The sequence below is a fragment of the Anaerotignum propionicum genome (assembly GCF_024461735.1).
Taxonomy (GTDB): Bacteria; Bacillota; Clostridia; order Lachnospirales; family Anaerotignaceae; genus Chakrabartyella.
In genome coordinates this window covers 374,405-400,061 of record NZ_JANGAD010000002.1, presented here as the reverse complement: position 1 = coordinate 400,061, position 25,657 = coordinate 374,405, and the positions used below count along the sequence as shown (strand labels likewise).

At 40.9% G+C, this 25,657-nt stretch carries 25 protein-coding genes and 1 other annotated feature; of the genes, 4 read left to right on the top strand and 21 right to left on the bottom strand.

What is annotated here, in order from left to right:
- Positions 1-73: 73 nt before the first annotated feature.
- From NE558_RS04485 to NE558_RS04470, 4 genes are all read right to left on the bottom strand, one after another.
- Positions 74-427, bottom strand: a complete 354-nt coding sequence (locus tag NE558_RS04485; RefSeq protein ID WP_256148713.1) for a CD1247 N-terminal domain-containing protein — start codon at positions 425-427, stop codon at positions 74-76.
- Positions 428-547: 120 nt separating this feature from the next.
- Positions 548-1,111 carry an elongation factor P gene (gene efp, locus NE558_RS04480; RefSeq protein ID WP_066046920.1) on the bottom strand — a complete coding sequence of 188 codons (564 nt, stop codon included), beginning with the start codon at positions 1,109-1,111 and terminating at the stop codon, positions 548-550.
- Between the two features lie 270 nt (positions 1,112-1,381).
- Complete coding sequence (locus NE558_RS04475) at positions 1,382-1,933, bottom strand: YqeG family HAD IIIA-type phosphatase (protein ID WP_256148712.1); 552 nt, start codon at positions 1,931-1,933, stop codon at positions 1,382-1,384.
- On the bottom strand, positions 1,890-2,237 hold the full coding sequence (locus NE558_RS04470; RefSeq protein WP_256148711.1) for a NifB/NifX family molybdenum-iron cluster-binding protein: 348 nt from the start codon (positions 2,235-2,237) through the stop codon (positions 1,890-1,892). Before NE558_RS04470 ends, NE558_RS04475 begins: the two co-directional genes overlap by 44 nt.
- Positions 2,238-2,552: 315 nt before the next feature.
- On the opposite strand from NE558_RS04470, the gene NE558_RS04465 reads away from it, so the two are divergent.
- The 4 genes from NE558_RS04465 (at position 2,553) to NE558_RS04450 (ending at position 7,962) form a co-directional block, all read left to right on the top strand.
- Positions 2,553-3,668 carry an aminopeptidase gene (locus NE558_RS04465; RefSeq protein ID WP_256148709.1) on the top strand — a complete coding sequence of 372 codons (1,116 nt, stop codon included), beginning with the start codon at positions 2,553-2,555 and terminating at the stop codon, positions 3,666-3,668.
- 78 nt (positions 3,669-3,746) lie between these two features.
- Positions 3,747-4,002: a binding site (T-box leader), on the top strand.
- A 136-nt stretch (positions 4,003-4,138) separates the two neighbouring features.
- On the top strand, positions 4,139-6,133 hold the full coding sequence (gene metG / locus NE558_RS04460; RefSeq protein WP_256148708.1) for a methionine--tRNA ligase: 1,995 nt from the start codon (positions 4,139-4,141) through the stop codon (positions 6,131-6,133).
- The gene (locus NE558_RS04455) at positions 6,133-6,888 is read left to right on the top strand and encodes a TatD family hydrolase (protein ID WP_256148707.1); all 756 of its coding nucleotides are present in this window, start codon (positions 6,133-6,135) and stop codon (positions 6,886-6,888) included. Before metG ends, NE558_RS04455 begins: the two co-directional genes overlap by 1 nt.
- 279 nt (positions 6,889-7,167) lie before the next feature.
- Positions 7,168-7,962: a G5 and 3D domain-containing protein gene (locus NE558_RS04450; RefSeq protein ID WP_256148706.1), complete on the top strand. Its 795-nt coding sequence runs from the start codon at positions 7,168-7,170 to the stop codon at positions 7,960-7,962.
- Positions 7,963-8,059: 97 nt separating this feature from the next.
- On the opposite strand, the gene NE558_RS04445 is transcribed toward NE558_RS04450, so the two are convergent.
- From NE558_RS04445 to NE558_RS04365, 17 genes are all read right to left on the bottom strand, one after another.
- Positions 8,060-8,299, bottom strand: coding sequence for a helix-turn-helix transcriptional regulator (locus NE558_RS04445; RefSeq protein ID WP_256148705.1), 240 nt, complete (start codon positions 8,297-8,299; stop codon positions 8,060-8,062).
- Positions 8,300-8,537: 238 nt separating this feature from the next.
- Entirely contained in the window at positions 8,538-9,713 is a 1,176-nt protein-coding gene (gene thiI, locus NE558_RS04440; protein WP_256148704.1) for a tRNA uracil 4-sulfurtransferase ThiI, read from the bottom strand.
- A gap of 13 nt (positions 9,714-9,726) precedes the next feature.
- On the bottom strand, positions 9,727-10,875 hold the full coding sequence (locus tag NE558_RS04435) for a cysteine desulfurase family protein (protein ID WP_256148703.1): 1,149 nt from the start codon (positions 10,873-10,875) through the stop codon (positions 9,727-9,729).
- 11 nt (positions 10,876-10,886) lie between these two features.
- Positions 10,887-11,612 (bottom strand): 16S rRNA (uracil(1498)-N(3))-methyltransferase, encoded by a 726-nt coding sequence (locus tag NE558_RS04430; protein WP_256148702.1) that lies wholly within the window; start codon positions 11,610-11,612, stop codon positions 10,887-10,889.
- 3 nt (positions 11,613-11,615) lie between these two features.
- On the bottom strand, positions 11,616-12,593 hold the full coding sequence (gene prmA / locus NE558_RS04425; protein WP_256148700.1) for a 50S ribosomal protein L11 methyltransferase: 978 nt from the start codon (positions 12,591-12,593) through the stop codon (positions 11,616-11,618).
- Between the two features lie 161 nt (positions 12,594-12,754).
- A complete protein-coding gene (locus NE558_RS04420; RefSeq protein WP_256148699.1) occupies positions 12,755-13,489 on the bottom strand; it encodes a nucleotidyltransferase family protein in 735 nt (244 codons plus the stop codon).
- Between the two features lie 16 nt (positions 13,490-13,505).
- Positions 13,506-14,492: an RluA family pseudouridine synthase gene (locus tag NE558_RS04415; protein ID WP_256148698.1), complete on the bottom strand. Its 987-nt coding sequence runs from the start codon at positions 14,490-14,492 to the stop codon at positions 13,506-13,508.
- A gap of 11 nt (positions 14,493-14,503) precedes the next feature.
- Positions 14,504-15,608 (bottom strand): peptide chain release factor 2 gene (prfB, locus tag NE558_RS04410; RefSeq protein ID WP_256148697.1). Its coding sequence is split into 2 segments (ribosomal slippage): positions 14,504-15,532 and positions 15,534-15,608, totalling 1,104 coding nucleotides; the frame shifts between segments, so codons are not numbered across the junction.
- A gap of 232 nt (positions 15,609-15,840) precedes the next feature.
- The gene (locus NE558_RS04405; RefSeq protein WP_256148696.1) at positions 15,841-16,491 is read right to left on the bottom strand and encodes a C39 family peptidase; all 651 of its coding nucleotides are present in this window, start codon (positions 16,489-16,491) and stop codon (positions 15,841-15,843) included.
- Between the two features lie 24 nt (positions 16,492-16,515).
- Positions 16,516-19,089, bottom strand: a complete 2,574-nt coding sequence (secA, locus tag NE558_RS04400) for a preprotein translocase subunit SecA (RefSeq protein WP_305144977.1) — start codon at positions 19,087-19,089, stop codon at positions 16,516-16,518.
- Positions 19,090-19,480: 391 nt separating this feature from the next.
- Positions 19,481-20,125 carry a potassium channel family protein gene (locus NE558_RS04395; protein WP_256148695.1) on the bottom strand — a complete coding sequence of 215 codons (645 nt, stop codon included), beginning with the start codon at positions 20,123-20,125 and terminating at the stop codon, positions 19,481-19,483.
- 10 nt (positions 20,126-20,135) lie between these two features.
- Positions 20,136-21,485, bottom strand: a complete 1,350-nt coding sequence (locus NE558_RS04390) for a TrkH family potassium uptake protein (RefSeq protein WP_256148694.1) — start codon at positions 21,483-21,485, stop codon at positions 20,136-20,138.
- A gap of 23 nt (positions 21,486-21,508) precedes the next feature.
- Entirely contained in the window at positions 21,509-22,078 is a 570-nt protein-coding gene (locus NE558_RS04385) for an HD domain-containing protein (RefSeq protein ID WP_256148693.1), read from the bottom strand.
- A complete protein-coding gene (locus tag NE558_RS04380; protein WP_256148692.1) occupies positions 22,075-22,662 on the bottom strand; it encodes a thymidine kinase in 588 nt (195 codons plus the stop codon). Before NE558_RS04380 ends, NE558_RS04385 begins: the two co-directional genes overlap by 4 nt.
- Before the next feature lie 180 nt (positions 22,663-22,842).
- Positions 22,843-23,388, bottom strand: a complete 546-nt coding sequence (gene hpf / locus NE558_RS04375) for a ribosome hibernation-promoting factor, HPF/YfiA family (RefSeq protein WP_256148691.1) — start codon at positions 23,386-23,388, stop codon at positions 22,843-22,845.
- A gap of 896 nt (positions 23,389-24,284) precedes the next feature.
- Complete coding sequence (locus tag NE558_RS04370) at positions 24,285-24,806, bottom strand: O-acetyl-ADP-ribose deacetylase (RefSeq protein ID WP_256148690.1); 522 nt, start codon at positions 24,804-24,806, stop codon at positions 24,285-24,287.
- Between the two features lie 125 nt (positions 24,807-24,931).
- Complete coding sequence (locus NE558_RS04365) at positions 24,932-25,624, bottom strand: peptidoglycan DD-metalloendopeptidase family protein (RefSeq protein WP_256148689.1); 693 nt, start codon at positions 25,622-25,624, stop codon at positions 24,932-24,934.
- Between the last annotated feature and the right edge of the window lie 33 nt (positions 25,625-25,657).

The window sequence follows — 25,657 nt, the reverse complement described above, 5'->3', positions numbered from 1 at the left end:
GGGGCTTTTTAGTTACATTTTAATTTTTTAAGGGTACTGTTCCATAGTTATTTTAAAAACTGCACCCTTTCAACTAAAATTTCAGATCATCGGTATTTTCAGTTCCCATGGGAATATCACTTCCGCAAACAGGACACTGAATTTCTGTTTCTGTTTCCATGGTTTCCCCGTCCACATCGATTTCTTCTCCGCAACTGGGACAGATAAAGGAATATAGATAAATGGGCTGATTTTCGCCATCTTCATCCTCATATTTTTCTAAGTCTTCCATTTCTTCATCATCCATGAAGGTTTCCAGCATAAACGCCATATCATCTAATATTTCCAACATGCCGTGGAAAATTTTACCTTCCTTGCTGTTTTCGTCAAAGCCGCTTCCATCACACAGACCCCGAAGATAGGTAATTTTTTTTTCAAAGTATTCCATGTTAAAAAGCCCCCTTTTCCATTCATGATTATTCAAAGAACTGCTCAACCGAAAATAGTAAGCATGAAACCTACTTCTTCCTTGAAAACAGAAGAATAACATATCTAAATCAGGTGGTTTTTAGGAGTTTGCTCTACCTAAATATTCACCTGTTCTTGTATCAATTTTAACCACTTCATCCTGATTGATAAACAAAGGTACCTGAATCTGAGCACCTGTTTCCAAGATAGCAGGCTTGGTTGCACCCTGTGCTGTATTGCCAGCAAAACCGGGTTCTGTTTCTGTAATCTTTAATTCTACAAACAAAGGAGGCTCGATACCGAAAACCTGACCATCGTAAGAAAGAATCTTAACTACTTCATTTTCCTTTACAAACTCTAAAGCATCGCCAACTTCATCAGCATTAATTGCAATCTGCTCATAAGTTTCGGAATTCATAAAATGGAACAAATCTCCATCGTTGTACAGATATTCCATATCCTGTCTTTCAATATGTGCTCTGGGCATTTTTTCAGTAGGTCTGAAGGTTTTTTCCAAAACAGCCCCTGTCTTCAAATTTTTGATTTTTGTACGCACAAACGCCGCACCTTTACCGGGCTTAACATGCTGAAATTCCAAAATTACATAAGGTGCGCCTTCGTATTCCATTGTAACGCCATTTCTAAATTCACCTGCAGAAATCATTCGTATTTCCTCCTCAAAATCATTTCATTCAAAAGTCTTTCTACAATTTTTAAATTGTATTTATAACAGACAGCGTCTTTCACGCCCTGAAATCAGCTTGAGCTTATACTCCTTCTGTTTCCTCCGTAAGGCCGTTTTATCCTACACTTACCTCGTCCGTTAACCAATCATGCTTGCTTTTCTAATAAATAAGCATATCCTTTTACATTCTAATGGAAAAGCCTTTATATTTCAATAAAAACTTATTGAAAATAAAGTATTTTCTATCTTTTATTTCCCTTCCCGCTTAAAATATTCTTTTAATACTAGTTTTTCAGCACCTCTTTTTATCTTAGTAATCAGTTGATCCCGATTACAAATGGGCGCAGTTAAAATACAGGTCAGTCCAGCCCTGTGACCACACCACATATCCGTAAAAACTTGATCCCCCACAATTGCGGTATTCTCCGGTGCAAGCTTCAGCTTTTTCATGGCTTGTTTTAACTTTCTAACCCCCGGTTTTCCTGCCTTATGCACCGCCAAGGTACGCAAATTTTTGTTAAACAATCGAACACGAGCCTTATTGTTATTGGAAAGAATGCAAAGACGAAAACCTTGCTTTCTTAAAAATAGGAATAACTCAATCAAATCATTTTCCGGTTCGGCAATATCAAAGGGCGCTACTGTGTTATCAATATCAAATACCAATCCCTTAATTCCCCTTGCTTTCAGCTCCTCCAACGGCAATTCATAAATAGATTTTACAAAAATATCGGGAAAAAAACGTTCTAAAATCATCTCACTCCAACCCTTCTCCGTCGTTGCTCCAAAATGCATTTTCATCTACATTCCCCAAGCGTTCCCCGCTTAAATAGCGAATCATAATATCATCTGCATCCCCGGTAACACCGTAAAGCAGTTCCACCCGCTTTACCCGCATAATATTTCGTGTACCAGAACGAATTTTACCGCATATTACAACATTGATGGCTTCCTCCATTAAGAAGCCGCCCAATTCCCGTCCACCCAAGGGTACAGTCACTTTGGATTTCACCAGCTCAATTTCCACGTCGTATATGGTAAATTCCTCTGCCCTAGAAAAAACAGTTTCAATCCGTCCATCCCTTGTCGGTATTGCTACACGCACCAAAAACCCCCCAATCAAAGCCAACTGCATTTATTTTCTATTTTTTTACCTCAGAAAAATTCATTAAGGAAAGGCTTTCATGATTTATTCTTTTTGCTCTAAAATAGTAATCCATAAAATCCCCTTTATTTCAATATATTTTAACCCTTTCCGTCATAAATAAAGATGGCTTTCCTACGTTTTTTCTTGTACAAGGTTATTGTATCCGCTTTTTTGGCAATTTGTCAATTTTCAGTACATTTTTTTTGCATATATCTTGAAAAAAGTGTAAAATACTACCTATATATATTATTTCAATGAAGGAGCTGATTTTATATGGATGAAAGAATAAAAACTTTAGCATATAATCTGGTAAACTATTCCTGCCGACTGGAAAAGGGGGAAAAATTGCTCATCAACTGCAATGGGATTCATCCCACGCCTTTGGTAAAGCAAATCATCAAGGAAGTTTATAAGGCAGGTGGAACACCCTTTTTACAGGTCATGACAAACTCTTTAGAGAGAGAACTGCTTTTAGGCGCTACGGAAGAACAGCAAAAGATGATGGCTGAGGTAGACAGCCGCTTAATGGAACAGATGGATGCCTTCATCGGCGTTCGAGGGGAAGATAATATTACAGAGCAAGCGGATGTGCCCAATGAAAAATTGGACTTACAAAATCGTTTTTATACCGACCCTGTGCATCATGGCATTCGAGTTCCTCGCACGAAGTGGGTGGTTTTACGCTATCCTACAAACTCTATGGCACAATCAGCCCACACCAGCTTAGAAGATTTTGAGGATTTCTACTTTAACGTTTGCAATCTGGATTACAGCAAAATGAGCAAAGCTATGGATTCCTTGGTTGAACTGATGAATAAAACCGATAAAGTACACCTCATTACGAAAGATACAGATATCACTTTCTCAATTAAAGATATCCCTGCTGTAAAATGCGCAGGCCGTTGCAATATTCCCGATGGCGAGGTTTATACCGCTCCCGTGAAAAACTCCATCAATGGTGTGATTACCTATAATACCCCATCGGAATATAACAGCTTTACTTTTGAGCATGTAAAATTAACCTTTCAGGATGGTAAAATTATTGACTGTGATGGAAATGACAAAGAGCGCCTAGAAAAAATCTTTAATACTGATGAAGGCGCAAGATATGTTGGGGAGTTTGCCATCGGCGTAAATCCTTACATTACAAAGCCTATGAACAATATTCTGTTTGACGAAAAAATTGCCGGAAGCATTCATTTTACACCCGGTAATTGCTATGATGATGCCTATAATGATAACCACTCCGCAATCCACTGGGATTTGGTTTTAATTATGACACCAGAATACGGCGGCGGTGAAATATGGTTTGATGATAAGCTCATTCGCAAGGACGGCATTTTTGTTCTGCCCGAGCTAGAGGTTTTGAACCCCGAAAATCTGAAATAATGGGGAAAAAAGTAGAAAACCTAGGCTTTATTGTTGACAGAGTTCTTTGAGTTATAGTAAAATCCTATATATAATTATAAACTGGCTATGAAAAGAAGAGTAAACAAACATGCTATGTAAAAGAGAGCCTTAAAGGCATAATTTGCCTTCGCTGAAAAAAGGTACAGGAGCAGTTGTTGAATATGGTCTTGGAGCTGCGCACCGAAAGATATTTTTTCTTTAGGCCGCGACGGGTGCGCCCGTTAAAGCGTAAGGGTACGTTGTACCCAATGAGGTCTTTTTCGTAAGAAAAAGGCGAAGTAAGGTGGTAACACGGTGATTAGCCGTCCTTTGTAGTTTTATAAAGGGCGGTTTTTTGATGTATACGGGTTACTTCTGAATGAAAAAGCCCATTCATGTTTATAACTTACAAATCAAGTAAAAAATCGGACAAGTTCTGCATTTTAGATACTATAAAAGGAGAGAGAATTGTGGAAAAAGAAAAGTTTTATATCACCACCCCTATTTACTACCCCAGTGATAAACTTCACATTGGCCATTCCTATTGCACTGTAGCAACGGATACCATGGCTCGTTACAAAAGACTGCGGGGTTATGACGTTATGTTCCTTACAGGAACAGACGAGCACGGGCAGAAAATCGAACGTATTGCAAACAGCCAAGGCAAAGAGCCCAAGGAATATATCGATACTATTGTAGTAGGCATCAAAGAACTGTGGAAGACTCTGAACATTTCCTATGATAAATTTATTCGTACTACCGATGATTACCATGTAAAAGCAGTACAGCAAATCTTCAAACAGCTTTATGATCAGGGAGATATTTATAAAAGCTCCTATGAAGGCTGGTATTGCACTCCTTGTGAGTCCTTCTTTACAGAGCATCAGCTGGTAAATGGCAAGTGTCCTGACTGCGGTCGTGACGTGGAATTGGTAAAAGAAGAAAGCTATTTCTTCCGTCTTTCCAAATATCAGGATCGTATTTTAAAATATATGGAAGAGAACTCTGAGTTCTTGCAGCCAAACACCCGTCAGAATGAAATGATTAATAACTTCTTAAAGCCGGGCTTGGAAGATTTAGCGGTGTCCCGTACGTCCTTCAAATGGGGTGTTCCTGTGGAGTTTGACCCAGGTCATATTGTTTATGTTTGGATTGATGCCCTTTCCAACTATATCACAGCTTTAGGCTATGGTTCCGATGACGACAGCCTGTTCCATAAATATTGGCCTGCAGATGTCCATGTAGTTGGCAAGGAAATTGTTCGTTTCCACTCCATTATCTGGCCTGCTATGCTGATGGCATTGAATCTTCCTTTGCCTAAACAAATTTTCGGACACGGTTGGTTGGTTATTAATGGCGGTAAAATGTCAAAATCCGTTGGTAACGTGGTTGACCCTAACGTTTTAGTAGAGAAATATGGCGTGGATGCCATCCGTTACTTCCTATTAAGAGAAGTAGCTTTCGGACAAGACGGTAACTTCAATAATGAAGCGCTGATTCAGCGTATTAACTCCGACCTGGCTAATGACTTGGGTAACTTGGTTTCCAGAACCGTTGGTATGATTGAAAAATACTTTGGCGGAAAATTACCTGATGCTCGTACTGAAACTCCTTTTGATAAGGATTTAGAGACAGTTGCTTTGGGCACAGCAGAAAAAGTTGAAACTGCTATGGAAAAAATGTTCTTTAGTGACGCATTAATTGAAATTTGGAACTTAATCCGCAGAACCAATAAATATATTGATGAAACCCAACCTTGGATTCTTTGTAAAGATGAAGCAAAACAGGGTGAGTTAGCAAACGCATTGTATCATGTTGCCGAAAGCATCAGAATTACCTCTATTCTGATTCAACCCTTTATTCCCACCACACCAGAGAAAATCTGGGCACAGTACAACATTGAAAGTAACATTGTGGAATGGGAAATGGCAAAAAAATGGGGATTACTGCCCTTTGAATTAAAAGTGGAAAAAGGCGAAACCCTCTTCCCTCGTATTGATATGAAAAAGGAATTGGCAGAATTGGAAGCGGCAATTAAAGCTTCTCAGTCCACCGCTGTGGCAAATCAAGGTAAAGAAGAAAAGAAAGAAGAGAAAAAGGAAGCCCCAAAGAAGCATGAAGAACCCGAATACCCAGCAGAAATTTCCATTGATGATTTTTGCAAGGTACAGCTTAAGGTTGGCGAAGTGATTGCAAGCTCTGTGGTGGAAAACTCGAAAAAGCTTCTGCGTAATGTCATTCGCATTGGCGAAGAAGAAAGAGTTGTTTTCTCCGGTATCAAAGAATGGTACACACCCGAGGAAATGGTAGGCAAGCGGGTTGTGGTTGCCTATAATTTAAAACCGAGAAAAATGATGGGCGAAATGTCCTACGGAATGATTCTTTGCGCCGATGACGGAAACGGCAATTTGAGTCTTTTGACTACAGAAAAGAAAGACTTCCCCAGCGGAAGTGGAATTAGTTAATGTATTTTGAATCTCATGCGCATTTAGATGATAAGCGGTTCAGAGAGGATCGGGAGGAGCTTTTAGGGCTTCTCCCCTCTTGCGGTATAGACTATGTGGTTAACGTTGGGTGCGATTTGAAAAGCTCAAAGCAAAGCATTCGCCTTGCAGAACGTTATGATTACATTTTCGCCTCCGTAGGCATTCATCCTCATGAACTGTACGATATGTCATCCCAAACCATAGAGGAACTCCGTCGCCTCTCCCAGCATAAAAAAGTAGTTGCAATCGGGGAAATTGGTTTGGACTATTATTATGATACACACCCAAGAGAACTACAACAGTTTTGGTTCCGTCAACAACTTCGTCTTGCAGAATCTGTTAACAAACCTGTAATAATTCATTCACGAGATGCATCGCAGGAAACTTTTGACATTATGTCCACAAGCAATGTTCGTAAAGGTGTAATCCATTGTTATTCGGGTTCAGCGCCAATGGCGGTTGAATACGCAAAAATGGGGTTTTATATCGGAATTGGGGGAGTTGTGACATTTCCAAATGCGAAAAAAATGGTAGAAGTGGTGGATGCAGTACCCCTAGAGAAGATTTTAATTGAGACAGACAGCCCTTATTTGGCTCCCGCACCTAACCGCGGAAAGCGAAATGATCCTAGGAATTTGGAATATATTGTAACAAAAATCGCTGAAATTAAGAATATTTCCCCAAAAAACGTGGCAAATATTACTAGTAGAAATGCACAAAATTTATTTTTTTAAAAAAACGTTGCATAAATGTTACAAATATGTTAATATACTATCTGTAAAGTAAAGGTATATCAATACGATATATCTTTATTTTTGCAGTTGTTCGTGAAAAGAAAAGAAAAAGCATGCGGAAGTGACGACTCCCCATGTAAATACGACTGCGGCTCAGCCCTTCAAAAAGGCATGGGCAAAGGCATAAGAATCTATATGTCTATCATAAATACGAGAGGAGCAACCCCTCTGCTATTACCCACATAATCGGCAGGCAGGGTCGTGTTCAAGGAGGAAAAAATGAAAACGCATCTTAGAGTATTTGCTATCGTGGTATTTATATTGGTGATTGGCTGCGGCTCGGCCTCTGCTTACAGCAAACAAAATACACAGTCTGTATTCGTAAATGTGGACGGCGTACCTCGTATGGTATCCACAGACGCTCAAACCGTTGGTGACCTGCTGGAGGAGCTCTCCGCTACCATTGACACAGACTATCTTTTGAGCGATTACAAAAAAACAGACGCTGTAACAGATATGATGACCATTTCTCTCACCTCAGTAACTGAAAAAATTGTTGCTACAACAGATGTTGTACCTTATGAAACAGTGGAAAAATCTTCTTCCGATTTGAAACCGGGCGAACGCCGAGTGGTTCAGGAAGGAAAGGAAGGTCAAACCTCCATTGTAAGTAAAGAAGTATATCATGGCGACAAATTAGTAAGTACAGAGCCTGTAGAAACAAAAGTTATCACAAATGCAGTAAATAAGGTCATTGAGGTTGGTGCTTCCAACGTCATTAACGGCATGACTTATCAAAAAGCAATCAGTGCAAAAGTAACAGCTTATACGCCTTTCGACGCAGGCTGTAATGGTATCACAGCAACAGGGACCACGGCTACTAAAGGCGTTGTTGCAGTAGACCCTAGAGTAATTCCCTTAGGCAGTAAGGTTTATGTTCCCGGCTATGGAGTAGCCACTGCTGAAGATACAGGCGGAGCAATTAAGGGCAACCGTATTGACGTCTGTTATGAAACAAAAAATGAAGCATTTTCTTGGGGTGTTCAAAACGTAACCGTTTACGTTTTATCCTAATCAAAGAAAATAAAAATATAAAAAACCACGATACAAAAGACCAAGTCAATGACTTGGTCTTTTTCTCTTATCTATCTCTAAATAAAACGTATGTGTATTAATCTTCAAGATTATTTTCATCAAATAAGGGAGATGTAAAAAATTCTTCAATACCTATTTCCAGACCCAAACACATTTCATGAATTATTCGAAGTTTAACAGAATCATAGGAACAGTTTATAACATTCCCTATCGTTGAGCGAGGAACGCCGCTTTTCTTAAATAATTCATATTGGGTCATTCCTTTGGATATTAAAATCTCTTCTAATCTTTTACTAATCGCTTCGTTTAATCTCATAAGCCCCTCGTCCCTGTAGCTGCAAAACCTCGGGCACCGCCCAAACCCGCTTGCTTTTTGTAAAAAGCAAGACCAAAAACTTTTATATAAACCCAATTTTCATGGGGTTTATTACAGGTCAAGGTCGAAACCTTGTGGTTGTTCGAGGGCAATACCCTCAATGGTTTGAATTTATTCAACATTTTGAAAGATATTCGTAATAACTGCAAATACCTTTTTTCTATATAAATATCATTTCTTACAAATCAATAATCTCCGCATTCTGAACAGATTCTTCCAGCAATCTATCCAATTCCGTCAACCTACGCTCGGATTTTTCAATAAAACTCAATCTAGGCTTTGTAACAGGATGCTTTGCCACAAATACTGTACAACAATCTTCATAAGGTCTGGCGGAAATCTCAAAGGTACCTATTTTCTGAGCTAGATTTATGATTTCTTGTTTATCCATTCCTGCTAAGGGACGCAAAACAGGCATTTCGCAAACCGCGTTAATGGCATAAATACCCTGCATGGTCTGGCTGGCAACCTGACCCACGCTTTCTCCTGTAATCAATGCCATGGCTTCATCCTTTTTGGCAATCATCTCTCCTGCACGCATCATAGCACGTTTCAAGTGAATTGTGAGCTTATCATGGGCAACGTTGTCCAATAAATATAGCTGCAACTCCGTAAAAGGCACAACATACAGACGGAATTCCCCTGTGAAATCGGCAATCCTTTTCGCCAAGTCAATCACCTTCTGTTTTGCCCATTCGCTGGTGTAAGGAGGACTATGGAAATAAACGCCTTCCACCTCAACTCCACGCTTTGCCATCATCCAAGTGGCCACAGGGCTGTCAATACCACCGGAAAGAAGACTAACGCCTTTACCTGAACTGCCATAAGGCAAACCACCGTAGGTTTTAATCCCTTTAGAATGAATATAAACGCTGTTTCTGATTTCTATATTCAACATCACATCAGGTTTATGCACATCCACCTTTAGATTTGGCATTTGCTCCAATAAATACTCCCCAATCTTCATGTTCATATCCATAGAAGGTATGGTAAAGCCTTGATTCGCTCTTCTGGTCTTCACCTTAAAGGAAATCTGCTGGTCGCCATACTGCTCCTTCATGTGACGATACGCTTCCTCTAAAATGGTTTCATAGGTCATATCCGCCAAACGGACACCAGGGCAAACCTCCACCAAACCAAAAATAGGCACCACCCGAGGAATCAACAAATCGTAATCCAATTCTCCGCTTCTGTCCTCCACAATCAATCTACCTGGATCTCTAACTACATAATAGTTCCCCAATGGGTCAATATTTCTGCGAATAGCGGAAATTAGTCGATTTATAAAAATGTAGCGGTTATTGCCTCTCATTGCAATTTCACCGTATTTTATGATTAGAACCTTTTCTGCCATAATGCTCCCCTTTTTATCTGTTATATTTTCTTAAAAATGGCACAGACTTTTCCAATGCCAATAAGCAAGTTTCAATTTCTTCCATGGTATTATATCTGGAAAAGCTAAAGCGCACAGCCCCTTCTATTTCCGAAAAAGGCATGCCCATTGCCATAAGCACAGGGCTTCCCACCTTCTTTTTGCTGTCACAAGCAGAGCCTGCAGAAACAATGATCCCCTTACTTTCCAGGTCGTGAAGTAAAACCTCACTGCGCAACCCTTCAAAGGTAACATTTAAAACATAAGGACTTGCCTCATCTAACCCGTCTCCATTGATTTTGGTATTGGGCATGGCTAAGATTCCTTCTGCCAAAGCTTTCTTTAAAGCGGAAACATGGGAAATGCTTTCTTGCATATGGCCAAAGGCTTCCTCTGCGGCAACCCCTAAAGCTGCTACAGCGGGGCCATTTTCCGTACCCGCTCTTTGCCCCTTCTGCTGACCGCCGCCAAGAATAAAAGGCTTTACCTTGGTACCCTTTCGCATATACAACATACCTACGCCCTTAGGGCCATGGATTTTATGTCCGCTCATGGTAAGGAGGTCAATCTTCATCTTTTCCACATCAACGGGATACTTGCCGAAGGCTTGTACTGCATCCACATGAAATAATGTTTGGGGATTTTTTTCTTTAATCAGTTTACCAATCGCCAATCCGTCCTGCACAACCCCTGTCTCATTATTCACCAAAATGATACTCACCAAAACGGTATCAGGTCGAATTGCAGCAGCCAATTCCTCTAGAGAAATATGTCCCTTGGAATCAACGGAAAGCCAAGTTACTTCACATCCTTTTTCCTCCAAAGCCTTCATGGGATTTTTCACCGCTGGATGCTCAATCTGGGTTGTAATGAAATGTTTACCGTGCCTTTGATAACCCTCTGCAGTACCAAAAATTGCCCAGTTATCCCCTTCTGTACCACCGCTGGTGAAAAACACTTCTTCCTCCTTGCAATGAATCCCACGGGCTAATATCTGGGATGCATGGCGAATTTCCTTATCCACCTCTAAACCCATTATGCTTACTGAGGCGGGGTTTCCATACTGTTCTGTGAGCATATATGTCATTTTTTCCGCCACAGCAGGCAAAGCCCTTGTGGTAGCGGCATTATCCAAATAAATCATCTTACTCCTCCTTAACCTAACTCGTACAGCAAAATAGCAATGGCAGTCATCCCAGCTGTTTCTGTACGTAAAATCCGCTTACCAAGGGTAACGGGCAACACCCCTGCATCCTTTGCCCCTTGAATCTCCTCTTCTGTGAAGCCCCCTTCAGGGCCGATAAAAACGCCAACTTCATTCCCAGCAAAACCCTCTACAAAGCTACGTATCCCCCTGTATTCTTCTTTTTCATAGGGAATGATTGCGCCGGATAAGTTTTTTGCTTCTGCCAAAGCCTCCGAAAAACGCAGAACCTTCGGTGCTATTTCAGGTATCTTGCCTCTGCCGCTTTGCTTTGCCGCCGCCTCGGCAATTTTTTGCCATCTGTCCAGCTTTTTTTCCTCTTTTTTATCAAGCTTGACAATACAGCGTTCCGTAGAAACGGCAACAATACGATCCACGCCTAACTCTACACATTTTTGGATTATAAGCTCCATTTTATCCGCCTTAGGCAAACCTTGATAAAGGGTAATTTTTGTTTTAGGCTCAGACTGACATGGTTCACTGGAGAGTACCTCTGCCGTAACGCCTTCTTCCAAAGAAGCAATCCGACAAAAATAATCTGTCCCTAAACCATCACAAAGGGTAATTTCCTCCCCTTCCCGAGAGCGCAATACAGTTTTAATATGCTTCGCATCCTCTCCAATCACTTGGATGAGGTTATCTTTTATTTGATGAGGCTCTACAAAAAATTTTGGCATCTCTTATCCCTCATAGCGAGTCGCAATGGCTACCCAACCTTTTTTCTCTTTTACTTCTAATACCGAATATCCACCAGCAATCAAAGCAGAAAGTACATCCTCTTTCCGCTCAATAATAATGCCGCTGCAGAGGAAAATCCCCCCGTCCTTGATATAATCCGGCACTTTTTTGGTCAATGCAATAATCACATCGGCAACAATATTCGCCTCAACCATATCATACTTTTTGCCGCTATACTTTTGATGAAGAGCTTCCTCCTCTAAAATATTGCCTGCACAAACATGATACTTTTCTCTTGGAATATCATTCCGATCACTGTTTTCATAAGCAATTTCCATTGCATTGGGATCAATATCCACAGCATCTGCTTCTTTTGCTTCCAGCAAAAGCGATGCAATAGATAAAATACCACTGCCACAACCGATATCTAAAACAACATCATCTTTCTTCAAATATGTTTCGATCAGTTCCATACAAAGCTGAGTGGTTTCATGGGTACCAGTACCAAAGATATGGCCGGGGTCAATTTTCAATACCACCTTATCCGTTGCCTCTGTCAGCTCCTCCCAAGAGGGCTTAATCATGATTTTTTCTCCAACAGGAAAAGGTTTAAAGTATTTCTTCCAGTTATTCGCCCAATCCTCTTCCTGCACATTTTTCATGGTCATTTCCAATGAACCTAAATCCAGTTCTTTTTCCTGCTCCTGAATCACAGTCAAAGCACTCTTAATCTGCGCCAACTGTTCTCTGCCATAAAGGTTATCTCTCAAGAAAAAGGTAATCCCTGTTTCCAGCTTTTGTTTTTCTTCCACCAGTTCGTCAGCAACATAATCCCAATCTCTATTGGGTGCCTCTAAGAACTCCTGAAAATCCGCCTCATCACTAATCATAAGCCCTGTCAGGCCACACTCGTATAATAAACCTGCGATGGGCTCCAGCCCCGTTTGGCTTACAGCTACAAAAACTTCAATCCATTCCATGGTATTTCTCCTTTTTTTGCGTATTTTCAGCTTCTCAATGTTGTACAATAAAAAACCGCTGGGATGTCCTCTCATAAAGAAGTAATTTGTTTACTTCCTTACGGGAGAGCATCAAGCGGCTCTTTTTGCTGTCAGTCGCCGCAATTGCGTCGGACTCGGACTTAATCCTCAAACAGTTCGCATACCTCGCGGTAGCTTTCCGGCGTACCGATATCGTAGCATTCCTCCGTAAATGTATAGGCATACACTTCTTTGCGTCGATACAGCCAAGCCGGGAAATTCCCCGGTGCATCTGGCTTATTCCCCTCTGCCAAATAGGTGGCAAACAGAGGTACCGTTTCTTTTTTATATAAGTATGTGGCAAACACAACAGTATTTGACTTTGGTTGTTCCGGTTTCTCTTCAATATCAAGAACCAATCCCTTTTCATCCAAAAGGGCTATTCCAAACTGGGATAAAGACTCTTTGTCCTCCCAAACCTTTACACAAACACAATCCCGATTTTTTTCATGGAAAAAATCCACATAATCCTTTAAGGAATAGGTGAAGAAATTATCTCCCGCAATGACCATCAACTCATCGTCAATTTTCATTTCTTGAATGACAAAAGAAATATCTCCAATTGCCCCCCGTTTGTTGCTGTCATCCGTAGTTCCATCATCTAAAATAAAAACCGGTACCTTGCTATGAACCGTTTTCGCCCAGTCTAAAAACTGCTCATAAAAACGGCTGTTGGTAACCACATAAATCTCATCCAAACCTTCTACATGGTTCATTTCATCAATAATATAATCAATAATCGGCTTTTTATTAATCGGGAGCAAAGCCTTCGACTTATGCAAAGTTAAAGGATATAGCCTTGTTGCATAGCCAGCCGCCAATATAATGGCTTTCATATTTGCGCCTCCTTCGTTACTCCAACGTTACACTTTCCCCAAAAATATCTTCTACAATCTGCTGAAATACCTTCGGCAACGGTGCAATGAGGGTTTTGCCCTTCAAATAGCTTAAAGAACCGTCCGTGTTGGAAAATACAAGCCTTGCCCCATGTAAAAACTGGTTTGACAGACCAAAGTTCTGTCTAAATTCTTGATTTACCGCGGTATCTCCATATTTTCGGTCACCCACAACCGGATGCCCCATGGATTGCATATGGGCACGAATTTGATGGGTTTTTCCTGTTATTAAGTGAATTTCCAAAAGGGTATAGCCATCTTGATAAGCTAAGGGGCGGTAACGGGTAATACTTTCTTTCCCATCAATGCCTGCTTCCTTTGAAATACGCACTTGATTCTTGCCCTCTTCCTTTGAAAGAAAAGCAGAAATCTCACCTTCTTGTTTTACCTCTCCTTGAACCAGCGTAAGGTAGTACTTGTCCACCTGCTTATTACGAATGGCCTCGTTCAGGCTCTGCACCCCTTTCAAGGTTTTCCCTGCCAACACAATACCGCTGGTATTGCGATCCAAACGGTTGCATAGCGCAGGGGTAAAGGTACTTTCCATGGTAGGTGCATACTGCCCTTTTTCATAGAGGTAGAACAAAACCTGATCAATCAAGGTATCCTTATCCTCACTTTTTTCCGGGTGAGTCAAAAGACCTGCGGGCTTTGCCACCGCAACAACGTCATCATCCTCATAAATAATAGCAAAATGGCGCTTTGCTTGGGCAACAGCCTTTTCCTCCATGAAAGAGCACATGGTCTCCTCAGAAAGATACAAGGAAAGGGAGTCACCCGCTCGGAGTAACTCACTGCCTTCCGCTTTTTTTCCGTTATATTTAATGCGTTTTTTTCTAAGCATCTTATAAATAAAGGCTTTGGAAGCCTTATTCATATATTTTAGCAGGAATTTATCCAGCCTTTGGTTTTCTTCATTTTTGGTAATTCTGATCTCTTTCAATACGTTCTCCTTTAGCTATGAATCCAAGCAAGGTATGCGCTGATAAATGGATCAATTTCACCATCCATGACTGCACCAACGTTGCCTGTTTCCTCGCCTGTACGGTGATCCTTTACCATAGTATAGGGCATGAATACATAAGAGCGAATTTGACTGCCCCAGCCAATTTCCTTGATATCTCCTCTGATTTGAGCAAGCTTTTGCATCTGCTCCTCAATTTTCAAAGCAAGGAGCTTGCTTTTCAGCATTTTAAAGGCTCTATCCTTATTGCTGAACTGACTTCTTTCATCCTGACACTGCACCACAGTTCCTGTAGGGAAATGGGTGATACGGATTGCCGAAGAGGTTTTATTAACGTGCTGACCACCTGCGCCACTGGCACGATAAGTATCAATACGGATGTCATCGGGCTTTACTTCAATTTCATTATCGTTTTCAATTTCAGGCATAACATCGCAGGATGCAAAAGACGTATGACGTCTTCCTGAGCTATCAAAAGGTGATACACGAACCAAACGGTGAATGCCCTTTTCCGACTTCAAATAGCCATAAGCATTCTCACCATTAACCTGAATGGTAACGGATTTTATGCCAGCCTCATCTCCATCTAACATATCCAGAATTTCCACTTCATAACCAGCCTTTGCCGCCCATTTGCTATACATACGGAACAGCATATTGGTCCAATCACAGGCCTCTGTGCCGCCGGTGCCTGCATGCAGGGTAACAATGGCATTGTTGCGGTCATATTCCCCATCCAGCATTGTAGCGATATGCAACTCCTCGAACTCTGTTTCAAAGGTATTGCGCATTGCCTTTACTTCTTCATAAACGCTTTCGTCCTGTTCCTCAATACCCATTTCAATGAGAGTGAGTATATCCTCATAGGTGGTAACCAGTGTTTCAAACTTGCCCACCCTATTTTTCAGCGCCTTCAATTGTTGCAATGTTTTCTGGCTTTTTTCCAAGTCTCCCCAAAATTCGGGGTCTGCAGAAAGCTCTTCTAATTCGGTTATCTTCTCCTTTGCGCCTGCGACGTCAAAGTGAAGCCCCCATTTCCTCTAATTTTTCGTCGTAAGCTGTAAGCCCCAGACGGATCTGTTCTAACTCGAACATTTAAAAATCAACTCCTTTAAAAATGAAATATATAATCATGTGCAAAATACAATCCATGGTCAAGTTCTTGGGACGCCGTCCCGAACCCTACAAGCCATACAAAAATTGAATTTTTGCTATGAATATTGACAAACGAATACCCACTACCACACCTTGTATCTTTGTCATCTTAACCTTTTGCCTTTTAAACCCCATAATAATGGGGTTCAATAAAAGTTTTCGGCTTGTTTTTTCAAAAAGTAAGTGGGTGTGGGTGAAACCCACGGTTCTGGCTTTCGCCTTTTTGAAATGCAATATAATTTCCAGAAAAGGATGCATCGAATTCCCCTATAGAAACCCAATGTCTTGGCCAATTATATTCTAAGAAGCAGGATGGATGATGTATCAAAAAAGCCACAGGTTTGCCCTCTTCATCCATTTCACAGCCATAAGCAACAACCAAATGGCCGCCTTTGCCATAAAGATTTCCGTTTTCATCGGTTTTTCCCCCAGCAAATCTGGGGGAAACAGAAACGATGCAGGGCTTTCCCTTTTCAATTTCTGCGGCAACATCAAAGGCATTCTTTCCTCGATAGGCTACGCCTAAAAGTCCATATTCCTCTGCCATCTCTGCCAATCCCTGATGAATCCAACCAACACCCTGTTTATAGGCTTCTTTTTTCAGACCCTTATGAATCATGGTGCCTTGCTTTTCACAGTAAGATTCACCTGCTTGTTGTAAAAATCCATCCACGATCATACGCAAAGATGCAATGCCACACCCTCTCATTTCCCAGCTTAAGCCTTCCTCAAAATCCAAAAAACCATCGGCCTTCCAGCTCTCCTCAGTGACCCGTTGGGTATAAAAGGGTATGGAAAAGGGCATTTCTATGATTTTATTCATATCTCTCCCCCCAATTGCAAATCATTATCTGCCACAGCAGTGCTTATATTTCTTACCACTGCCGCAAGGGCATAAATCGTTACGGCCAACCTTCTCGTCACTACGCTTCTTAGGCTGTTTTACTGCGGAATCATCTTTGTTAGTGAACATAGGCTGTTCTACTTCTTCACGCTGTACCTCTGTCTGAATACGAATACGATACAAAATTCTCAGTGTATCCTCCTGAATGTTATTGCTTAAATCCTCAAACATATCGTAAGCGGCAAATTTATATTCTATCAAAGGATCTCTCTGGGCATAAGCATGCAGACCAATACCTTGGCGCATATGATCCATGGTATCAATATGATCCATCCACTTCTGGTCAATCACACGAAGCATGATAACTCTCTCAAGCTCACGCATACGTTCTGCTTCGCCGATCTCCTTTTCTTTCATTTCATATAACTGCTCGCCAAGCTTCGTTAAATTTTCCTTTAACTTATCTTTACTCATCTGGGCTAAAGCATCTTCTTTTATATTTATCTTGCCCACAGGAATAATTGAAGCAAAATGCTCACTAAATGCCGCCATATCCCATTCTTCGGGAAGCTGCTCATCAGTCATATGGGTGTCGACACTGCGTGCTACTACTTGATGAATCATAGCCATGATGCTGTCACGCAAATCCTCGCCGTATAATACACGGCGGCGTTCACCATAAATGATTTCACGCTGTTCATTCATAACCTGATCATACTCAAGCAAATGCTTACGAATGGCAAAGTTGTTACCCTCCACCTTCTTCTGGGCATTTTCAATGGCCTTTGTCAGCATGCCTGCTTCAATAGGGTCATCCTCACTCATGCCCATGGCATCCACAAGCTTCATAGTTTTTTCAGAGCCAAATAAGCGCATCAATTCATCTTCAAGGGAGATATAAAAACGGGATTCACCAGGGTCACCCTGACGACCGGAACGACCGCGCAGCTGATTATCAATACGTCTGGATTCATGTCTTTCCGTACCAATGATTTTCAGACCGCCAATCTCGGCAACACCCTCACCCAGCTTAATATCCGTACCACGGCCTGCCATATTGGTAGCAATGGTTACTGCGCCCATCTGACCTGCAAGGGAAACGATTTCCGCTTCTTGAGCGTGGTATTTGGCATTCAAAACCTGATGCTTAATGCCTTCTCTTTTCAAGTATTTGCTCAACTCTTCCGACTTATCAATGGTTATGGTACCTACCAAAACAGGCTGTCCCTTGGCATTTGCCTCCATGATATCCTTAACTACAGCACGGAATTTTCCTGCCTCAGTACGATATACAACGTCTTGCAAATCATTTCTCTGAACAGGTCTGTTAGTGGGGATTTCCACAACGTCCATGCCATAAATATTACGGAATTCATCTTCCTCAGTTTTGGCAGTACCTGTCATGCCTGCTTTTTTCTTATATTTATTGAAATAGTTCTGGAAGGTAATGGTAGCAAGGGTCTTGCTTTCCCTTCTAACCTGTACGTTTTCTTTTGCCTCAATAGCCTGATGCAAACCATCAGAATAACGTCTACCGGGCATCATACGTCCGGTAAATTCATCAACGATAACAATTTCACCCTCGGCAATAACGTAATCCTTATCCAGATGCATATTGTAATTAGCCTTCAACGCATTGTTAATGTGATGCTGTAATTCCATATTTTCAGGGTCAGAAAGGTTATCCACAGAAAAGAATTTTTCTGCTTTTTCCACACCTTCTTGCGTCAATACAACGGATTTTGCTTTTTCATCCAAAACAAAATCCCCTTCTTCCTGAAGCTCTTCTCTAAGCAGGGGGTTCATTGCTTCATCTTCGTTTAAAATACGGCCTTTTTTCAACTGTTTCACAAACAAGTCAGCAACCCGATATAAATCCGTTGATTTTGAACCACTACCAGAAATAATCAAAGGGGTTCTTGCCTCATCAATCAAAACGGAGTCAACTTCGTCGATGATTGCAAAATGCAACTCTCTTTGCACCATGCTCTCTTTTTTTACCACCATGTTGTCACGCAGGTAGTCAAAACCGAATTCGTTGTTGGTTCCATAGGTAATATCGCAGGCATAAGCCTCACGTCTTTCATCATTATCCATATTATTTAAAATACAGCCTACAGTTAAGCCAAGAAAACGAAAAACCTCGCCCATCCACTGAGAGTCACGCTGTGCCAAATAATCATTAACCGTTACAACATGAACGCCCTTGCCCTCTAAGGCATTTAAATATGCAGATAGGGTCGCCACCAACGTTTTACCTTCACCGGTTCTCATTTCGGCAATACGTCCCTGATGCATAACAATACCACCCATCAACTGCACAGGGAAATGGCGCATATTTAACACATGAGGCCGAGAAGATGCCTCACGAACAACAGCATATGCTTCCGGCAATATATCATCCAAGGTTTCGCCCTTCGCCAATCTGTCTTTAAATTCTTGGGTTTTGCCTCTCAATTCCTCATCAGTGAGGGTTTCATATTGAGGCGCCAAGCCTTCAATCTTCTTAACAATCGGCGTAATCCGCTTTATTTCCTTTTCGCTATAATTGCCAAATATTTTTTCAAAAAAACCCATTATGGTCCACCTCATTCTTTTTTTCTGCCCAAATAGGCAGACGATTACATTTTTATAGTTTAACATCAGAATACCCCCATAGGCAAGGATAAATTACCTGTTTCGGGGGTTCTTAACAAAGATTTAAGCTTTCTAACTAATTTTTCCTAAACCGGAGTAGCGTATGGTTCCCCGGTTAAAACAACCGTCCCATCAACAGTGCAACAGAATGAAACCTGTCCTATGTAGAGACACTTTCTAAAAGACACGATCAGAATTAACAAGTATATCCATCCAATTCAAATCCTTCTAAAATGCCGAAAACCAACTACCAAGCTCTATCCGTCCTCATTTTGCCCCTTTCTTGCCTCTCAAATACTTACAGAACAAAATAAAATGGAATTTTTGAAAACTATTTCGTTACATTTCTGATATCATCAATATGCCCCAGCACCATAAGGTGCTCACCTTGGGTAAATTCATAATTTAAATCAGGCATTGGAAAAAGTTCCTTTCCTTTTTTTACAGCCATAATATTCAAACGATATTTTTTGCGGAAATTGAGTTCACAAATTGTTTTTCCAAACCATTCTTGGCGAGGCTGAATCTCCATAATGTAATAGTCTTCGGAGATTTCAATAGAATCAAAAATATTGTCCGAGCTAACCCGGATGGCAATCCGCTCAGCTCCATCCTTTTCAGGATAAATCACCTCATCTGCACCGTTGCGCAACAAAAACTTCGCTTGTATATCCTCATCAGCTTTGCTGTAAACTTTTTTTGCCCCCAGCTCTTTTAATAAACTGGTAATCTGTAAACTGTTTTGAAAACTTCCTCCTACACTCACAAAGCATGCATCAAAAGCCTCCACATCAAAACTCTTTAAAACCTCAGGGTTGGTGCAGTCCCCAATTTTTGCGCTGGTGACATAAGGAAGCATGTCCTCAAGATACTCCTGCTTCTCATCAACAATCATAATTTCACAATTTTGCTTTTCAAGGCTTCGGCATAGGTGATGTCCAAAGGAGCCCATGCCAATGATTAAAAATGATTTCATATCTCTCACCCTACCCAATCATTATTTTTTCTTCCGGTGATGTCACAGGAGGCCTAGCCTTTTTCTCCAACAAGGCTGTTGCCAAGGATACACTGCCTACCCGCCCTAAAAACATCAATATTGCGATAACGTAAGCACTGGCAGGTGTTAATTCTCTGGTGATCCCTGTAGTGAGACCCACAGTACCCAAGGCTGAAAACACCTCAAACAGTACATCAATTCCAGCCAGTGGCTGCATAGCGCAGATAAACAAAGTTGCTGTTAAGGCCAGCCCCAAACTAATGGTAAAAATAGAAACCGCCTTTTCAATGGAATCCCCAGAAAGGGTTCTTCCATAAACAGTTGCTCGTCCTTCTCTCTTAATGCCACATGCAGTGTACAAAATGAATACAGCCAGGGTTGTTGTTTTAATGCCTCCCGCGGTTGATCCCGGACTGCCGCCAATGAACATCAAAAGCATAGAGAGCATCTTGCTTCCTTCGCTCATAGCCCCTGTGTCAATGGTATTATACCCAGCCGTTCGGCAGGTGACAGACTGAAACAACGCTGTTAAAACCCGTTCCTCTACACCCATACCTGCCCCTGTTGCTCTGCTTTCTAATAAAAAGAATAGCAATCCTCCGCCAATCACCAAAACAGCGGTGAATGTCAGTACAATTTTTGTATGCAAGCTATACCGCTTCCAACGAAAGCCATGAGTATTCACATCGTCCCATACAAAAAAACCAATACCCCCAATGATAATTAATAGCATCAATGTACCATTGATTAATAAATCGTTGGAATACGAAACTAGGGAATCAAAAGGTCTCTTTATTCCAATCAAATCAAACCCTGCATTGCAAAAAGCAGATACAGAATGAAAAATACTGTAAAACAGTCCTTTTTTTAGTCCAAACTCTGGGATAAAACGGATTGCCAACAATCCTGCGCCTATCCCTTCAAACAAAAGTGTCCACTTAAAAATTTTACTCGTCAAATCTACTATGCCACCTAATTTGGAGGCATTGATGCTCTCTACCATAACTTCCCGCTCACGCAAGCTAACTTTATGCCTAACCAATAGCAAAAACTGAATGCCAATTGTCATAAATCCCATTCCGCCTACCTGAATCAGCAATAATATAACAAGTTGACCAAACAACGTCCAGTGTGTGCTGGTATCAACCAAAACAAGCCCTGTTACACAGGATGCAGAAACGGCTGTAAACAGCGCCTCTAGGAGAGTGGTTTTTTCCCCAGCAGAAGAAGAAATGGGAAGCAAAAGAAGAACTGTCCCTACAATTGCCACAAAAAAATATCCCAAAGCAACAATTTGCAGATTTGAGAGGCGCAAATGTATTTTTTGTTCCTTTCCCATAAATACATTCCCCTTTCTTAAGCTCATGCACGTTCTGTCTCAATTTTCTTTTTGGTACGCTCTATTTCCGCCAAACGCAAACCCATAATAACCTCATCTGCCCTTTGAGCCTCTTCCGTCCCATATGTTTGGTTTAATTCGTATTCCAAGGGTAACCAACTGCTAAGGGGCGCCTCATTATGCTGAATGACTGCCTCAAGCTTATCCAAAGCCTTATAAATTTTGGCTTCTTTTGTTTCTAGCGCCAACATTTCCTCAAACAAAACTTTACATTTATTCCTTTGTGGTTGAGGTAGTGTATCCATCAAGCGGAAAACCACCTGATCCTCATGGGCAGAATCTGCCTCGGTTTTTAAAAATGAGGGTATATCACCTGTAATTGCCTCTCCCAAATCATGGAGAATACACATCCGTATAATTTTGTTAAAATCTGCTCCCGCAATTTCATCCTCCAGCAAAAGAGCCATTAGCGATACACGCCAGCTATGCTCTGCCACACTCTCTGGCCTGCCTTGGCTTGTAACGGAGTGACGGGTATTATTTTTTAGATTTTCCGCTGTATGAATAAAATCGAAAAACTCCTGCTCTGTCATTTTTCAGTCTCCTTTTGAATTGCCTTTTTCCAACAACGATAGCACATGGGGCGATAGCTTTCGTTTCCGCCCAAAAAAACTTGTTCCCCTTGGGTAAGCACATTACCCTCTTGGTCTAATCTGGCATTTACAGCAGCTTTTCTGCCACAAGCACAAATTGTTTTCAACTCTGAAATAGAGTCTGCCAGCTCCAGCAATCTTGCACTACCGGGAAACAGCTTTGTACGAAAATCCGTTCTAAGTCCAAAACACAGGACAGGAACGTTATAAATATCCACAATATCTCGCAGTTGCTCCACTTGATTTGGTGCTAAAAATTGAGCCTCGTCAACAATAATTACCTCATAAAATTCCTTTTCCCGCTCTTGAAATACACGAAATAAATCAGCTTCCTGCCCAAAGGCGTCTCCCTTTTCCTCCAGACCAATGCGGCTGCGAACGATTTCCATACCATCTCTGGTATCATTTGCGGGTTTAATCAGCCATACCCCCATGCCCTGCTCTTCATAATTGAATTTGGTAATCAAAGCTTGTGCTGATTTTGAGCTCCCCATCACGCCATATTTAAAATATAATTTTGCCATATCTGTCCTCCATTATGTTTCCCAATCTTACGTTCTTCATCATATCATAATCCATATATTAATTCGAGTTTTTTCTCGGTTCATAACATAAAAAATCAACACATAGCGGACTCCTTAATTTGAGAAAGGGTGTCGACAATGTCGACACCCTCCATAGGTGAAAATCACCCAAACTTCTTATTAAAATTCCGGTTCAATCAAGCCATAAGAACCATTTTTTCTTTTATAAACAACATTTAACTCGTCTGTCTCTCCATTTCTGAAAACAAAGAAACTGTGACCAATCAACTCCATTTCCATCACTGCTTCTTCAGCATCCATGGGTTTTACTTCAAAATGTTTTACCTTCTCAATTTTGAACAATGGTTCTTCATCCAAACTGGTTTCAGGAACTAGAATTGCACGATATTCCTCCATTTGGCTCTCACCGTTCTGACGTACCCTTGTGCGCATACGTTTTTTGTAACGTACAATTTGAGACTCCAGAATATCTACGGCTTTGTCCATTGCAGCCGACATATCTGAATCACTTACCTCTGCACGAATCAGTCTTTTGTTCATAGGAATCGTCACTTCTACGGTTGAAACAAGTTTTTCCAGACTTAGGGTAATCGTAGCTGCTGCATCCTGGGGAAACAGCTTTTCAATGCGATCCATCTTACGCTCAACTGATTCCTTTGTCTTGTCCCATACGTCAATGTTCTTTCCGATGATGTTATATACCATAAAAAACAACTCCCTTCGTGATCCAAAGATAGGATCTTTGTTCCTTCCTCTTTTTTGAAAGAGGAGCTTATAAAAGGCTACCCTTTTATATGTATTATAATTCGTCCTAAAAAGAAAAAGTCCTCTTTCTAAAACCAAAAAAAACAAAATTTTCTAATTTTATTTAATATATAATATTTTGTTCTATAATTTTCTAAATAATAAACAAATAGAGTAAACTTCTTGTTACTTTTTTACCTTCCCACTCATAGCTTTTATTTCAATTTATGAAAAGATAGTGCACAATCCCCTCGTTCGGTTTACAAAAAAACGTGCTTATGCTGTAAACCTTTCGAATTTTCCAACTTATTGTCAAAAAATATGGATTTTTTCCTTTTGACAAAATCAGACACAAGATGGATTTTTCTACAGGTTATACCTAGTTTTGCCTGTGGATAATGTGTATAACTTTGTGTATAACTTAGATTTAAAGGCTTTTTATTGTGGAAAAAACGATATAGATTTCCACATTGTCCACAAATCGGAGATTTGTGGGATTCAACATCGACTCAACATAACTCTTTTTTCCTCTGTTCGGGCATCATTTGCATCCTGTGACCTATGGAGCCTGAAAGACTCATCAACTCAGCAAAAATCATTTAGATGTTCTTTAAGAACATACATTTTTTGGAAATTTGAAATTATCAAAAAACAGCAATTTTCTACACGAATGATTCATAAATTCGTGCATTAAGTTATTCATGGTTTTATAACAAAATCATTACCCAAACTTGCATATAAATAATGCTTTCTGTTACTCTATAAAAAACATTGCTTTGGTTTGAAAAACAAAAAAACGGACAGCCCTATCGCTGTCCGCCAAAAAATCTAGTTTAAATATGCTGTAAAGCAAAATATCAGCTTTTTTCGCTGTATTCTTTTAGCGCATTTAAATATATCTCTTTGGTATCTTCATCAAAGCAAATCATAAGCACCTGTTGAAAGAAAGTGTCGGTCTTCAAAAAATCGCATATAGTTTTTACCGCAATTTTTGCCGCCCGCTCCACAGGAAAACAGTACACCCCTGTACTGATAGATGGAAAAGCAATGGTCTTCACACCATTCTCCTTGGCAAGTTGTAACGAGTTTTCATAGCAGTTTTTCAGCAACTGGTCCTCGTTCCATTTCCCACCTCTCCAAATAGGCCCCGCCGTATGAATCACATACTTCGCTTTGAGTTTATAGCCCTTTGTAATTTTTGCATCACCGGTTTTGCATCCGCCAAGGGTTTTGCACTCAGCTAAAAGCTCTGCACCGGCGGCTCGATGAATTGCGCCGTCTACACCACCGCCCCCCAAAAGGGACGTGTTAGCCGCATTCACAATCGCATCGGTTTTTGCCTTTACGATATCTCCTTTTAAGATAGAAAAACGTTGCATATCCATACCCCCCTATCTTTGGAAACAGCTTCCTACCGTTCATTGTAGCTGTTTTCTAAATATTCGTAAAGGCATTTTTGTAAAAAATTGTTTTTTTACATAATTTTCTTTCCAAATTAGGAATTTCATTCGTCTTGAACCGCTTTTGCAGGGTCAACGGGTTCCCCATCCTTTGCAACCGCAAATTCAACATGACTACCTAAAGCAATGGTATATTTTGTAGGTTCACCTACAGTGCCAATTGCTTGTCCCTTTTCTACAGCTTCACCGACTTTAACGGAAATATCCTCTGCCAGCTGACTGTATGTAGTCAGCCACCCGTTTTCATGCTCGATAACCAAACTTGTACCCTTTTCTTCATCCTTGATAATTTCCTTTACAGTTCCATTTTCCGCCGCCTGCACAGGGTCACCTGCCGCTGCTGAGATACTTACACTGGCATTGGTATGATACTGATTTAGCGTAGGATCATAAATTGCACTATCTACACTATAAGGCATTACAATTTCCCCTTTTACAGGATAGCTAAAAACAGGGGCGGAAGGTGATGTGGCCTTCGGTGCAGGTGTCTGCTGATCAGCAGGTGTCCCGCTCGCCTTTTTCTGATTCTTGGTCTCCTCTACAGTAGGGGTTTGTGCCATTGTAACAGGTTGTAACGCATTTTCAGGGCCTGCATTTGCCTGGTATTGTGAGGTTGGCGGTACTGCCTCTTTATAATCCATAGCTTGCCAAACTACTCCTGCACCAACCGCCAATAAGCACAGGCAACCACAAATTGTTGCGGTCCACATTGCTGTTCTTTTATTCTTATTCTTCATAATAATGCACCTCCAAGGCTATTCTTGCCAGCC

Excerpts from the sequence above, each read along its gene's own strand:
- NE558_RS04485 (WP_256148713.1), bottom strand. The coding sequence starts at position 427 with ATGGAATACTTTGAAAAAAAAATTACCTATCTTCGGGGTCTGTGTGAT.
- efp (WP_066046920.1), bottom strand. The coding sequence starts at position 1,111 with ATGATTTCTGCAGGTGAATTTAGAAATGGCGTTACAATGGAATACGAA.
- NE558_RS04475 (WP_256148712.1), bottom strand. The coding sequence starts at position 1,933 with ATGAAAATGCATTTTGGAGCAACGACGGAGAAGGGTTGGAGTGAGATG.
- NE558_RS04465 (WP_256148709.1), top strand. The coding sequence starts at position 2,553 with ATGGATGAAAGAATAAAAACTTTAGCATATAATCTGGTAAACTATTCC.
- NE558_RS04455 (WP_256148707.1), top strand. The coding sequence starts at position 6,133 with ATGTATTTTGAATCTCATGCGCATTTAGATGATAAGCGGTTCAGAGAG.
- NE558_RS04450 (WP_256148706.1), top strand. The coding sequence starts at position 7,168 with ATGAAAACGCATCTTAGAGTATTTGCTATCGTGGTATTTATATTGGTG.
- NE558_RS04445 (WP_256148705.1), bottom strand. The coding sequence starts at position 8,299 with ATGAGATTAAACGAAGCGATTAGTAAAAGATTAGAAGAGATTTTAATA.
- thiI (WP_256148704.1), bottom strand. The coding sequence starts at position 9,713 with ATGGCAGAAAAGGTTCTAATCATAAAATACGGTGAAATTGCAATGAGA.
- NE558_RS04435 (WP_256148703.1), bottom strand. The coding sequence starts at position 10,875 with ATGATTTATTTGGATAATGCCGCTACCACAAGGGCTTTGCCTGCTGTG.
- NE558_RS04430 (WP_256148702.1), bottom strand. The coding sequence starts at position 11,612 with ATGCCAAAATTTTTTGTAGAGCCTCATCAAATAAAAGATAACCTCATC.
- prmA (WP_256148700.1), bottom strand. The coding sequence starts at position 12,593 with ATGGAATGGATTGAAGTTTTTGTAGCTGTAAGCCAAACGGGGCTGGAG.
- NE558_RS04420 (WP_256148699.1), bottom strand. The coding sequence starts at position 13,489 with ATGAAAGCCATTATATTGGCGGCTGGCTATGCAACAAGGCTATATCCT.
- NE558_RS04405 (WP_256148696.1), bottom strand. The coding sequence starts at position 16,491 with ATGAATAAAATCATAGAAATGCCCTTTTCCATACCCTTTTATACCCAA.
- secA (WP_305144977.1), bottom strand. The coding sequence starts at position 19,089 with ATGGGTTTTTTTGAAAAAATATTTGGCAATTATAGCGAAAAGGAAATA.
- NE558_RS04395 (WP_256148695.1), bottom strand. The coding sequence starts at position 20,125 with ATGAAATCATTTTTAATCATTGGCATGGGCTCCTTTGGACATCACCTA.
- NE558_RS04390 (WP_256148694.1), bottom strand. The coding sequence starts at position 21,485 with ATGGGAAAGGAACAAAAAATACATTTGCGCCTCTCAAATCTGCAAATT.
- NE558_RS04385 (WP_256148693.1), bottom strand. The coding sequence starts at position 22,078 with ATGACAGAGCAGGAGTTTTTCGATTTTATTCATACAGCGGAAAATCTA.
- NE558_RS04380 (WP_256148692.1), bottom strand. The coding sequence starts at position 22,662 with ATGGCAAAATTATATTTTAAATATGGCGTGATGGGGAGCTCAAAATCA.
- hpf (WP_256148691.1), bottom strand. The coding sequence starts at position 23,388 with ATGGTATATAACATCATCGGAAAGAACATTGACGTATGGGACAAGACA.
- NE558_RS04370 (WP_256148690.1), bottom strand. The coding sequence starts at position 24,806 with ATGCAACGTTTTTCTATCTTAAAAGGAGATATCGTAAAGGCAAAAACC.
- NE558_RS04365 (WP_256148689.1), bottom strand. The coding sequence starts at position 25,624 with ATGAAGAATAAGAATAAAAGAACAGCAATGTGGACCGCAACAATTTGT.